The organism is Rhizobium pantanalense (assembly GCF_030182525.1).
GTDB lineage: Bacteria > Pseudomonadota > Alphaproteobacteria > Rhizobiales > Rhizobiaceae > Rhizobium.
Window position 1 is genome coordinate 435615 of record NZ_JAQJCH010000010.1, and the last position, 12638, is coordinate 448252.

Annotated in this window: 13 protein-coding genes; 9 read left to right on the forward strand and 4 right to left on the reverse strand. The window is 59.4% G+C overall.

Annotated features, from left to right (window positions below; genetic code table 11):
• Positions 1–119: 119 nt before the first annotated feature.
• Positions 120–296 carry a DUF3606 domain-containing protein gene (locus tag PH558_RS25445; RefSeq protein ID WP_285207273.1) on the reverse strand — a complete coding sequence of 59 codons (177 nt, stop codon included), beginning with the start codon at positions 294–296 and terminating at the stop codon, positions 120–122.
• Between the two features lie 328 nt (positions 297–624).
• The gene (locus tag PH558_RS25450) at positions 625–1611 is read right to left on the reverse strand and encodes an MDR family oxidoreductase (RefSeq protein ID WP_285207275.1); all 987 of its coding nucleotides are present in this window, start codon (positions 1609–1611) and stop codon (positions 625–627) included.
• Positions 1612–1764: 153 nt separating this feature from the next.
• On the opposite strand from PH558_RS25450, the gene PH558_RS25455 reads away from it, so the two are divergent.
• A complete protein-coding gene (locus PH558_RS25455) occupies positions 1765–2091 on the forward strand; it encodes a winged helix-turn-helix transcriptional regulator (protein WP_350223823.1) in 327 nt (108 codons plus the stop codon).
• A gap of 2 nt (positions 2092–2093) precedes the next feature.
• Here the strand turns inward: PH558_RS25455 and PH558_RS25460 are convergent, their stop codons facing one another.
• Positions 2094–2621: a helix-turn-helix domain-containing protein gene (locus PH558_RS25460; protein ID WP_285207276.1), complete on the reverse strand. Its 528-nt coding sequence runs from the start codon at positions 2619–2621 to the stop codon at positions 2094–2096.
• A gap of 338 nt (positions 2622–2959) precedes the next feature.
• Between PH558_RS25460 and PH558_RS25465 the strand changes: the two genes are divergently transcribed.
• Both PH558_RS25465 and PH558_RS25470 read left to right on the forward strand, forming a co-directional pair.
• The gene (locus tag PH558_RS25465) at positions 2960–3643 is read left to right on the forward strand and encodes an SDR family NAD(P)-dependent oxidoreductase (protein WP_483314189.1); all 684 of its coding nucleotides are present in this window, start codon (positions 2960–2962) and stop codon (positions 3641–3643) included.
• Between the two features lie 161 nt (positions 3644–3804).
• On the forward strand, positions 3805–6564 hold the full coding sequence (locus PH558_RS25470) for an ATP-binding protein (protein ID WP_285207277.1): 2760 nt from the start codon (positions 3805–3807) through the stop codon (positions 6562–6564).
• 30 nt (positions 6565–6594) lie between these two features.
• On the opposite strand, the gene PH558_RS25475 is transcribed toward PH558_RS25470, so the two are convergent.
• A complete protein-coding gene (locus tag PH558_RS25475) occupies positions 6595–7626 on the reverse strand; it encodes an LLM class flavin-dependent oxidoreductase (RefSeq protein WP_483314186.1) in 1032 nt (343 codons plus the stop codon).
• A 124-nt stretch (positions 7627–7750) separates the two neighbouring features.
• On the opposite strand from PH558_RS25475, the gene PH558_RS25480 reads away from it, so the two are divergent.
• The 6 genes from PH558_RS25480 (at position 7751) to PH558_RS25505 (ending at position 12615) form a co-directional block, all read left to right on the forward strand.
• The gene (locus tag PH558_RS25480; protein WP_285207362.1) at positions 7751–8128 is read left to right on the forward strand and encodes a winged helix-turn-helix transcriptional regulator; all 378 of its coding nucleotides are present in this window, start codon (positions 7751–7753) and stop codon (positions 8126–8128) included.
• 660 nt (positions 8129–8788) lie between these two features.
• Complete coding sequence (locus PH558_RS25485; protein WP_285207280.1) at positions 8789–9619, forward strand: alpha/beta fold hydrolase; 831 nt, start codon at positions 8789–8791, stop codon at positions 9617–9619.
• A gap of 33 nt (positions 9620–9652) precedes the next feature.
• A complete protein-coding gene (locus tag PH558_RS25490) occupies positions 9653–10372 on the forward strand; it encodes a hypothetical protein (protein ID WP_285207281.1) in 720 nt (239 codons plus the stop codon).
• Positions 10373–10425: 53 nt separating this feature from the next.
• On the forward strand, positions 10426–10854 hold the full coding sequence (locus PH558_RS25495; RefSeq protein WP_285207282.1) for a GlcG/HbpS family heme-binding protein: 429 nt from the start codon (positions 10426–10428) through the stop codon (positions 10852–10854).
• A gap of 2 nt (positions 10855–10856) precedes the next feature.
• The gene (locus PH558_RS25500) at positions 10857–11576 is read left to right on the forward strand and encodes a hypothetical protein (protein WP_285207283.1); all 720 of its coding nucleotides are present in this window, start codon (positions 10857–10859) and stop codon (positions 11574–11576) included.
• Between the two features lie 163 nt (positions 11577–11739).
• Positions 11740–12615, forward strand: a complete 876-nt coding sequence (locus tag PH558_RS25505) for an MBL fold metallo-hydrolase (RefSeq protein WP_285207284.1) — start codon at positions 11740–11742, stop codon at positions 12613–12615.
• Positions 12616–12638: the final 23 nt, after the last annotated feature.

Genomic DNA, 12638 nt, shown 5'->3' on the forward strand with positions numbered 1-12638 from the left:
GATGCCCTGAACAAGGAATGGTGGGCCACCTACAGGGGATAGTTGGAATGGCGCTTGGATCAGGACGAGATCGTGATCAGAGCCGTCGCAATCGAGCGACTCTGAAGCGTCGACGAGGGTCAGCGCTTGCCGATTTCCGCTTCGACCCTCTTGCGGGAATTCCCAGCGCTCTTCACGGCTTTCTTCACCGTATCCTTGGAGACGCCTTCCTTCGTTGCCTCGTAGCGGACTTCGTGATCCTGACTAGCGGCGACCTTCGCGCGATCCTGCAATCTGCCGCGGGAAGTGGTAGCCATGTGAATGCCTCCTGACGGTTTCGATCATCGGAAAACGGACGCCGAGTCAAGAAGTTCCCGAGAGCTACGGCGCGAGGCACTCTTCGCAGATGCCGGCTTCGTCCATCACGGACCGCCGCCGTCCGGAACCGCCACGACGCCGCGCTTGCTAGTCGTCTGCCAGATATGACTAGCGACGCGTCGACCTCAGGATGGTACCGATGAACTCCGTTTGGCTCCATCCTGCTACCCGGCACGTCATCATGTCCGCGTGGGCATTTGGGCAGGAGCCCCGATGGCTCTACAAAGCTCAGGGCACCGATCCCATACAGACCGCGAAGTAATTCGCTTAGCGGCTGACGTCGACCAGCGTGCGTCCTCGCACCTGTCCCTTCAGCATTTCCGAGGCGACGCGCCGAACATCGTCCAGCCCGACTTCTGTTACCATCGAACCCAGCTTCGAAAGGTCGAGATCGGTCGCGAGACGCGCCCATGCTTGCTCTCTGAGAAACTGCGGGGCACGAACGGAATCGATGCCCGCAAGTGTGATGCCGCGCAGTATGAATGGCATGACGGTAGCAGGTAGTTCTTGACCGCCGACAAAGCCGCACGTCGTCGCGACGCCGCGGTAGGAAATCTGGCTTAGCACATTCGCCAAGGTGCGGCCGCCGACGGTGTCTATCGCTCCCGCCCAACGCTCTGCTCCGATAGGCTTCCCTTCGCCTGACAGACTCTCTCGGTCCAGGAGTTCTGCCGCGCCGAGCGCTGTTAGGTACTCCCCTTCGGAGCTTTTGCCGGTTGAGGCGACTACCCGATATCCAAGCTTTGCAAGTATTGCGATCGACACGGAGCCGACGCCGCCCGACGCGCCCGTCACCAGAACGTCGCCTTTCGCTGGAGTAAGCCCTGCGCCTTCCAAAGCAAGCACGCTGAGCATTGCAGTAAAGCCGGCCGTGCCGATCGCCATAGCGTCGCGAGTGCTAATTGCGGATGGAAGCTTCACCAGCCAATCGCCGCTGACTCTTGCTCGCTGCGCATAGCCCCCGTGGTGATCCTGACTGAGCCCCCAGCCAGTCGCCACGACCTTGTCGCCTGCCTTGAAACGTGCGTTCGAAGAGCTTGTGACACTGCCCGCTAAATCGATCCCAGGTATCAACGGAAATTTCTGAATGATGCGCGGCGACAAGATCGCAATTGCGTCCTTGTAGTTCACGTTGGACCATTCGACGTCGATTGAAACGTCGCCCGTTTGGAGCACGTCGTCCTCCAGGGGGCCTACTGTGGTCAAAATCGCTCCTTCCGGGGAACGATCTGCGAGGATTGCACGAAATGTCACGAGTTTGTTCCTTCCTTGCATTGGAGCAGAAGCTTTAGGGCCTTCGAACGATGATTGAAAGAACGCACAATTATGGCCTATACTATCATCTATGTATGTATGATGGAGGCTTGGTTGAGGCCGAAACGACTAGATCCCAGAAGCGGATGCGCAGTGGAGTTGACCCTCTCGGTTATCGGGGGAGTTTGGAAACCGCTCATCCTTTTCAACCTGCTCCAGGGCAAGAAGAGATTCATGGAGCTGACTCGGCTCATACCGAGCGCGACGCAGCGTATGCTGACGCTTCAGTTGCGCGAACTGGAGGCCGACGGATTGGTCACGCGCCATGTCTTTCCCGAAGTGCCGCCACGAGTCGAATACGAAGCAACGGCCCTGGCGCGTACGCTCGGCCCCGTGATGCTTAGCCTGCGCGACTGGGGGGAACGTTATCGGGTCGAGCAGCAACAGCTTCCAGCGATAGAGGCTAAGTGCGAGGCGTGATTTCACGCGGCTTCGGCAGTCATGCCAGTGTTGCTCAGGCGGGCCCATCGCTGCCTGTCTGCCGTAGCATCTGTCGATCGCGATGCCGAGGCCGTCCTGCGCCATCTTAGCGGCGTCATGCCAACGACGCGTTTAAATATCTTCGAAAGATGCGCCTGATCACTCAGGCCGCAGGCTTGGGCGATCTGGCTGAGCGGCTCCTGGGTTGTCGCAATTAAGAACTTCGCTGCCTCGACCCGCCTTAGCAGAACATAATCGTAGGGCGAACGGCCAAAGGATTCCTTGAAGCCTTTGGAGAAACGGCTGGCGCTGAGCCGCACTTGCAGCCCGAGCTCTTCTACCCTGATGCAGCCATCAATGTGCTCGTCGATATAGCGCGCCACCTTAATCTTCTGCCATTCGGACAGGCCGGCGACCCGTCTGACCTTATTTCTCTCGTTCTCGGGAAAACGCTGCGAGTCGACCGCGCAGTCGCGTCGCGCGATGTCATTCTGCGTTGAAACTTGGAGAAGACGAACCATCTCGGGCATCTTTTGATCCTCGGCATTTCGATGCCCGGACCGTATCGTGCCTCCTGAGCGCTAAGCGAGTTAAGCGATGTTAAGAGTGGTTACGGCGCTCGCACGTTCCCTTATGTCGAAGTCAGCCGACCGCCCCGCGCTATCGGCTGCGATCAGACGCCGCGAAAGCGCGATCGTACAATTCCGGAGCGGAGATGACGCTTATCTTTGATGGTTATTGAAAGCTCGAGAGCAGATTGCGCATTGCAGTATCCACGGAGACCATTTTGAACGAGCGGACAGGGCATCACCCCCGCCCCCTTGCGCCTCGCGTCGCGTTGCTCACCAGCGCCGACAGGGGCGTCGGTGTGGCCACGGCACGAGCACTAGCTAGTAGCGGCGCCGATCTTGCTTTGACTGTGACATCCGCAGATCGGGAGGATTTCTTGCTCGACGCCGTCAAGCATTTTGGCGTTCGGGTCTCAGTTTATCCCGCCGCCTCGGACCCTGCCGACTACCTGCGCCTCACTCGGACCGTGTTGGCTGACTTTGGCCGGATCGACATCGTCGTCGCTAACTGCGAGCATCGCGTCCAGTGGCAGATCGACGACGAAGATCTCGATGAGGAAGCGGTCGAGCATCAGCTCAAGGTCAACATCCGGTCCACAGTCGCTTTGATTCGTGCGTCGGTCCGGGTGATGAATGCCGGAGGGCGCATCGTGGCCTTGGGCGCAAGTCTGGCTGACCGCGTAGGGACGCCGGGGTTGGCTGATTTCGCCGCGACTAGAGCAGCGCTCGCTGCGTTTTGTCGAGGTGCAGCCCACGACGTCGGACCACGCGGCATTACTATCAACGTGGTACAGATCGGAGCTATCGAATCCGAACAAGGCTTCACACCTCCCGAAATTCTCGAAGCCGAGCGGGAATCGAATGCGCTTAAACGCCTCGGGCACCCTGACGAAGTCGCCAGCGCGATCCTGTTTCTGGCCAGCCCTGACGCGTCGTTCATCACGGGCAGCGTTCTGAACGTCGATGGTGGGTACAACGCCTGAGGGTCGTCACCCGCCGCCCCGGAGACGTTGCCCCCTTTCCCTGGACGCCTTATAACGGCCTCGGGAAGCTTGATGAGATCGACATGGTCTAAAAGGCTGCCGGTCGGCATTCAGCAAGGCTCAGAGCGTCGGCTGGCTCCGTCGAGAGTGTGATAGGGCGAATGAGCGGACTGCGTTTTGGAAACTTCGAGCTGGACATACCCAGGCGGCGTCTCTTGGCGTCTGGCAACGCGTTGCACCTGGGTGGAAAGGCGTTCGATATTCTGGCGGTTCTGGTCTCTCGCGCCGGTGAAATCGTTGGGAAACAAGATCTGATTGACGCGGTGTGGCCCGACACCACGGTAGATGATGGCGCCCTGCGCGTTCATATCGCCAGTCTAAGAAAGCTCCTCGGCGACGTCGGCGGCGAACGGCACATCGAAAACGTCCCTGGGCGCGGCTACGTGTTCGTAGTTCCCGTCGAAATCGAGGCTTCCCGAGATCGGGACCCCAGCCGGTCCGAAACACAACTGCATGCCCCGCCGGCCGCAACGTCGAACATTCCGAAGCTAGCTAATCGACTAATTGGTCGTCAGGAATTCATCGACGCCACTACGCAGGCGCTGACCACCAACAGGATCGTTACGATCTCTGGGACAGGCGGGATAGGCAAGACCTCGGTCGCGCTTGCTGTCGGAGACTTTCTGAAACAAGGTCGAAGAGTGCTCTTCGTCGACCTCGCTTCGCTGAACCAGGGCGATCAGGTGATGCCCGCGGTGGCCGCGCTCCTTGGCATCACGAACTATTCGGCAAGAATCGACAGCGCGGTCATCGCCGCTCTGAGCGCTCACGACTTTCTTTTGATCTTCGATAATTGCGAGCATCTGATCGACGCAGTCGCATCGGCCGTCGAGCAGATCGTGTCTTTGACGCCCTCCGCGTCCATTCTAGCCACCAGCCGCGAGCCCTTGCGCGTCGCCCGAGAGAACATTCGACAGCTACCGTCACTCACCGTCCCACCTGAAAACGTGCCCGCAGCCGACGTTCTACTTTATTCGGCAGCACAGCTTTTCCTCGAGCGCGTCACTCAGGCTTCTGATATCGAGGACCTAGATCAGCCCGAGAACCTGTCGATGATGGCTTCCATCGTTCGGCAGCTCGATGGTATCCCGCTGGCCATCGAACTGGCGGCCTCTCGCGCAGCGACTCTTGGTCTCTCTCACCTCGCTGAATCGCTCGACAATCCGCTCGCCGTTCTGCGGAAGGGCCGTCGCACGGCGCCGCCAAGGCAGCAGACCCTGAGAGCGACGCTGGACTGGAGCTACGCCAGCCTTACGGAACAAGAGAAACGGCTGCTGCAGGACATCGCAGTATTTGCCGGTCCTTTTACGGCGTCGTCCGCCCAGGCGCTCCGCTCCTCTCCATCCAATCAAGATGAGTTCCACGAGGACTTTGATGGATTGTTTTTAAAGTCTTTTCTAACGGTCGTGGGCGGCGACGGCACCTACCGGCTTCTCGAGACGACGCGGCGGTATGCTCTCGAAAAATTATCGGAAGCCGGTCGTTTGACTGCGCAGCGGATAACACACGCCCTGTACTGCGAAGAGCGGGTCGCTTCCGGTACGGAAGATTGGAAGGGCCTCTCGACACGTCAATGGCTGCAGCGGTATTCGACCTTGGTCAACGACGTTCGGTCGGCCATCAGATGGTCCATGAGTTCGACCGAACATTGGGACTACGCGCTTGGCTTGATCGCCAAGTCACATGTCCTCTGGGTCCAGCTTGGTCTGATGGCCGAGCATGCGGAACTTATCGACTGGGCGATTGCATCGCTTCCTCAGACATCACATGCCAACGGTGAGGTCGAGATCCAACTTCGCATTGCCAAGGGGGGCGTCCTCTATCATACGAAAGCGTTCGTTGCAGACGAGGAGGCCGCGGAAGAGTTTGTCCGCGCGAAGGAGATCGCGCGATCCCTGGGCGACATTCCCCGCTATATGCAGGCCCTGACGGGGGCCACTTCAATCTGGACTTCGAATGGACATTACTCGCTCGCGATAGCGAAGGCCCTTGAAGCTCGCGCGGACCTCCCTGACCTGCCCGAAGCGACGTTCAGCCGAATGCTGGACAACGCCTATTTCTTTCGCGGCGATCTGTGCAAGGCTACCACAGAGGCGCAAAAGTCGCTCGAGCACGCAAGAGGTTTCCTGCGGACAACCCAAAATACTGGGGTTGGCTATGAATTGACGATGATCGCGTCCACGGTGCTGGGATTCACCGAATTTCTGCAGGGTCGCACGTCTGAAGCATTCGCTCGTATCGACAAGCTCGTTGCTGACGCGCAGGAGCTCGACTACGCTATCTCTACGCTCCTGCTACTTATGACCGGGGCGGGGCCCATATACTATCTCGCCGGCGACAGAGACCGAGCGATCGAATACGTCGAGAGGGTCAGCGGTATCGTCAAGGCTCATAACTTGCGCCGATGGGAGCATTGGGTCCGCGTCTACAGGAAAATCCTGATGGAACAGCCCTCTGAAGAAGATGTCTCCGCAGAGCTGGCTGAAGCGCGCGGTGCCCGCCTCGAGTACTCGGCGATGCTCGCCGGGCCGCTCGCCTCGCTTGAGATATTGGAGCAAGCTCTCTCCGGTGAGGTCGGTTGGTGCCGGCCTGAACTCCTGCGGCTGAAGGGCGAGCGCCTCCTCCCTGCAAGCCCGGAAGCCTCCTGGGCCGCCTTTATGGAAGGCATTGCCCTGGCTCGAGCCATGGGCGCGACGTTCTGGGAGCTAAGATGCGCGATTTCCGCCTTCAGATTGGATCCCGAGACCTCGCGTCCGGCGCTCTCGTCGGCACTTGCCAAGATTGACGCGAGTTATGTCACCTCGGACGTCGAGAACGCCAGGATTTTGTTGAAGGCGGACCGCCTCCACGAGGTCTTCTGACCGAAGGACTCCCGCTCATTTCGTGCGGCTTCAGCCTTCAAACATTAGGGTCTCATCATCGGCGAGACGGGGCGATATGCTAGCGAGCAGCTCGATAGATTTCAATCTCAGCGGGCGTGCAAGGGGACCTACGCTCATCTGCAGACAGATCCTCGACACCCCGCCGAGTACCTCGTTGATGTGTCTGAACTTGCGCAACACCTCGTCAGGGTCACCGACAACAAGAGCGGCGTCCGGCCCTGTCGCCTGACTGAAAAACTGTCGTGAGGGCTCTGGGCGACCCATTTTCCTAGCGATCGGGCCGAAGACCGCCTTATAAGCTGGAAAGAATTCCTCCTCCGCAGCAGGCTTCTCGTCAGCAAGGTAGCCAATTGCGTGAACGGCAACCTTGAGGTCGTTCTGGGCATGGCCGGCGCGACGGCCGGCGTCTCGATACAAGTCGATCAGCGGTCGGAACGACGCGAAATTCCCGCCGATGATGCCAAATGCCAGCGGAAGTCCAAGAGCGCCGGCTCGGGCGAAGGACTCCGGAGAACCTGTTGCCCCGACCCAAATCGGAAGCAGCTCCTGCTCCGGCTTTGGGGTGACACGCTGGCCGTCGAGCGAAGGTCGATGTCTGCCGGACCACTGGATTGGTCCACCTCGACGAAGGCGAAGCAGGAGGTCGAGCTTTGACTCGAATAGGCTGTCATATTCGCGGAGGTCGAGACCGAACAAGGAAAAAGCTTCCGCATAGGCGCCTCGACCGACTACGATTTCCGCCCGACCGCGCGAAACGAGATCGACGGTCGCGAAGTCCTCGAATAGACGCACTGGATCCGAGGCGCTTAAAACGGAAATGGCACTGGTAAGGCGAATGCGCCTTGTTCTCGCCGCAGCGGCCGAGAGAAGAACGGCTGGCGCGGAGTCGAGAAACTCATCGGAATGGTGCTCCCCAATACCGTAGACGTGGATCCCTAGGCTATCCGCCAGTTCGATCTCCTCTAGCAGCCCCTCGACGGGAGTCATTCCCTCATTCGATGGAAAGTTAGCAAAAACGAAGCGATCAATCCCGATTTCCATTTGTGGCAGCATCCTTCAATCTGAAACCCGAAGAGGAGCATAGAGCTTTCCATGCGCGACGCGTGGTTCGCATATGGTTCGGGTTTGAAGAACCAATCAAGAAGGATGATTTTCATTGCTTACTATGGAAAAGCTGACTAACGGCGAAAGCTGCCCTTCTCGTAGCAACCTTGCGAGCGCGCCCTCTGGGATCAACGCAACACTTCAGGTTTTGACCGGTAAGTGGAAGATCGCCATTCTTTGGAGATTGATGAAAGGACGCGTCAGATTTGGGGAGCTTCGCCGATCCATTCCCGGAGTGAGCCAGCACATGCTTACCTCTCAGCTTCGCGAGCTTGAGATGGATGGCGTCGTCAGTCGCGCCGTGTATCCCGAAGTCCCGCCGCGGGTGGAATACACGTTGACGGAACATGGTGCTTCGCTGGGACAGGTTCTCAAGACTCTCGCGGAATGGGGTGAAATTCATCACCGGCGTCAGATGGATGGGCCCGGCCCGTCCTAGCGATCGCAACTCTACGACGGCGCGCCGGGCAGAGATTTCAGCCGGTCGCCTCTCGTGACGGCAACTAGCGGCCCGTTTCGGTGTGCCGGTCGTGTCGGAGAAGCTCGACTACGCGAAGAAGAAGTCCGCGTTGAAGGACTCGGACGATGCACGCAGCCCTCGCGTGCTATCATCCTTTTGCCTATTCCGCCTTCGACGCCGCGATCGCATCCGCCTGCCGCAGGCGCGGAGTCGCCCAACGGCGGATCAACTGCCGACACTTTCGGTGCCTGGCGGCCAAGGAATCTCTGCAGTCCGCGTCAGCTCGCAAGCAGTTTTATTCCTCCTTGATTGCGGCGGCGGCTATGAATGACAAATACCGGGGCGCCCCGCGTTCCCCCAACTGCGTCTGCGCGCGCGTAGCCGACGATCGGGGCCCATTGGGCAAAAACACAAGGGCGAGAACGCGTTAGCAGCCCCGTCTGATGTTCCTTCGCCTTCCTCCCACCTGCCGCGGCGCAAACATTTCGCCCGAGTCTTAAGCAGTATTGGCCAATAACGAAGCGCCGGCTCCCCTTAACAAGACTTAGCAGCACTTAACTCGCGTCCCGCTGCCCAGCTCTGCACTGTGCGATCGAAAGGTTGACGTGCAGCCTACAACACCTTTCGAAAGGAACTAACATGGGTGCCAAGCTCGAAACCGCTCCAACTCAATTTGTCGACGTCGGCGGCGTCAAATTCGCGTACCGCAAGCTCGGTCCAGAGGCCGGCACGCCTCTCGTACTCCTGCAGCATTTTACCGGCACGATGGACGCGTGGGATCCGCAGGTCGTGAACGCGCTCGCAGCCGACCGACCGGTGATCGTTTTCAACAACGCCGGCGTCGGCACCTCCGGCGGGAAGGTCCCCGACAACGTCGAGCAGATGTCCTTCGATGCAGAAGCCTTCATCGCCGCGCTGGGTTTGAAGGAAGTCGATTTGCTTGGCTTCTCGCTTGGCGGCTTCCTTGCGCAGGTCATCGCGCCTCGTTCAGTGATCAAGGTCCGCAAGCTTATCGTAGCCGGCTCTGCGCCGAAGGGAGGCGAGGAACACCTTCTTCAAGTCGTCGAGGAAGCATTCGGCAAGAACGCGCGGGACGTGCGTCTGCCGCTTTTCTTCACTCCGTCCGAAGCAAGCCAGGCCGCGGGGTCCGCATTTGTCGACCGAGCAACCGCGCGCACTCAGGACCGCGATCCCGACAGCGGAGAAGATGTCAGCAATCCTCAGGCTGCGTCGATCATCGGCTGGTGCGCTGCGAACGACGATGATCATGCGTCTCTGCGAGCCATCAAGCAGCCGACGCTGATCGTCCACGGCAGCGACGACACGATGTTCCCTTCAATCAACGCCTACGAGATGTTCAAGCACATGAGCGACGCGACGCTGATCATCTATCCTGACTCGGGACACGGCGCACTGTTTCAGTACCCCGAGACGTTCGTCGCGCACGTTAAAACCTTCCTCGACGCCTGAGCGTCTAACATCCTTCGCAATAGGAAATTGCCAATGAATACGCTTGCTCAAAAAATCCTCAATGCCCATGGCGGCCTGGACGCATGGAAGAAGTTTTCAAGTCTCACAGCGCACCTCAAGCAGGGAGGCGCCCTGTGGCACCTTAAAGGTCACGGCGGGAAGCTCGACGACACAAACGTGACGGTAGGGCTAGGTGATGAATGGGCGTCCCATCATCCGTTTGGCCCGGAAGGCAAAGTGACCTCGTTCCGTCCCGAGAGAGTCGAGATCAAGGATGCCGGCGGCGAGATCGTCGAAGTGCTTGAGAACCCTCGCGCGTCCTTCGCCGGACATACACTCGAAACTCCGTGGTCGGAGCCGCAGCTTGCCTACTTCGCCGGCATCGCGATGTGGACCTATCTCAACATGCCGTTCCTGCTGGCTCATCCCGGCGTCGTGACCGAGCAGCTCGACGACTGGACCGAAAAGGACGAAACCTGGCATCGTTTGAAGGTGACCTTCCCCAAGGAGATCGCGACCCACAGCACGGTCCAGACCCTTTACGTCGACAACGAAGGCCTGTTGAAGCGGCACGACTACGACGTCGAGATCGCAGGCAACACCCCTGGAGCCCACTACATCTCCGGCTACGCCACCGTCTCGGGCATCAAGTTCCCCACCGAGCGCCGCATCTTCCCCCGCCAGCCCGATGGCACGTCGCTGTCCGAGCCCCTCGTCGTGTCTATCGACCTTTCGGACATCACGCTCCGTTAAGGCTCAGCGAGGGCGGCCCGTGCCGCCCTCCCTCTTCGCAAGGTCGAAAATCAATGTACGCACCACAAATCACCCTTGGCGGCGCCAGCGCCCTGCTTACCGCCGCGGAGAAAAAAGCCACCGCGATCGGAGTGAAATCGACGATCGTCGTGCTCGACCGAGGGGGCGAACTCGTGTCGATGGCCCGAATGGATGGGGCGTGGCCGGGCGCGTTCGACGTCGCCGTCGGCAAGGCTCAGACCGCCCGCTCCTTTCACGCTCCATCGGCCACATTCGTCCCGATGATCCAGCCTGGCGAGGCTCTCTACTCGATCAACAGCGTCGCCGAGGGGAAGTACGTGATCCTGGGCGGCGGCCTGCCCCTTGAGATCGACGGCCATATCGTTGGCGCCGTCGGCGTGAGCGGTGGGACGGTCGACCAGGACATCGCGGTCGCGGAAGCCGGCCTTCTGGCCTTTAGTTCATCAATTGAAAGGAAGTAGTCGTGACCAATCTAGTTGAAACCGCGATCGAAGCTCATGGTGGGATGGATCGCTTCTCCAAATTCTCTTTCCTGACGGCTAAACTGCATCAAGGCGGCGTCCTTTGGGGCCTCAAGGGCAAAGCCACGGTCCTCGTGGACTGCCACGTCAAGGTGGATCTGAAGCGTGAATGGGTTTCCCACTGGCCTTTCGCACCGACGCAGAACAAGTCTGCCTTCACGCCGGAGCGCGTGACGATCGAAACGCCTTCCGGCGATGTTGTGGAAGAGCTCCTTCAGCCACGAAAGTCCTTCGAGGGCTACGAGATGGAAACGCCATGGAGCAATCCCCAGGTCGCATACTTCTCGGGCTACACGATGTGGACCTATCTGACGTCGCCATTCATCCTGAAGCAGCCGGGCGTCGTCTCCGAGGAAATCGAGACGTGGAATGAGCACGGAGAGACCTGGCGTCGGCTGCGGGTGACTTTCCCCAATTCCATCGCGACGCACAGCACGGTCCAGACCTTCTATTTCAACGCCGAGGGGATCCTCGTTCGACACGACTACGAGGTGGATATTCAGGGGAAGAATGCTGCAGCGCGCTATCTCACCGATCCGGTAAAGGTCGAAGGCATCACATTGCCGTCCAAGATGCGGATCTATCCTCGCAAGCCTGACAATACTCCCCTCTCGGAGCCTCTGATCGTTTCCGTGGACCTGTCGGACTTCCGCTTCGAATGAGGGACAAGCCCGGACGCACCCCATCTAGTTATTCGGCAAGTCCAAGCAAGTGAGATTGAATAGAGCACCGCGGCCGTTTCAAGCCGCGGTGTCTGCGTTTTCAGAAACGCGCTGGCCGCGCTGGCTGCCATCAAACGCCTATCAAGACCAGGAGGGAAGAAGAATGAAGATCGGACAAGCGGAGGTTTTCCGCATCGGCGAATACGAAGGACTCGGCTTTCCTCCACAGGAGCACCTCCCGGCCTGGTCGGACGAAGAGGCGGGGAAACACCTGGAATGGCTCGTGCCGGGGCACTACGCCCCTGAGCATGGACGTCTGTTAGGCTCGGTCCACGGCTGGCTAGTTCGCGTACACGGTACAACCATACTGATCGACACCTGCTCTGGGCACGGTAAGGAACGCCCTCACACGCCGTTCTTCTCCATGCTAGACAGTCCGTTCCTCAAGAACCTGCTCGCTACCGGCATCAAACCGGAGGACGTCGACTACGTGGTCTGTACGCATCTGCATGTCGATCATGTCGGTTGGAACACACATTTCGAAGCCGGCAAACGGGTTCCCACCTTTCCGAACGCCCGATACCTCGTTTCCAGGGCCGAGTTCGATCTGTTATCCAAGGCCGAGCTGGAGATCGAGGACAATCGGAGGATATTCGAGGATTCGATCAAACCTTTGATCGACGCCGACAAGCTGCTGCTGGTCGATCCGCCGTCGGAGCTGACGGGGGGGATCTGGATCGAGCCGGCTCCCGGCCACACGCCGGGTCACGTCCTTCTCCGGATCGCCGACCCCACAGGCGATCTAATCTTCGTTGGGGACCTGATGCACCATCCGATACAGGTTCTATATCCTGACTGGAGCAGCAACGCCTGCAGGGACCCTGGACAGGCTGCCGAGACCAGGCGCCGTCTCTTCGCGGACTGCAGCGGAACGAACGCCACCCTGTTTCCTGTGCATTTCGCATCCCCCTACTGCTGCCGAATAGGCGAGGAGGTGGACCGCGGCTACGAGTGCATCTTTGTGGCTCCCGACGAATGAACAAAGCTTTCGCACGCGCGCGA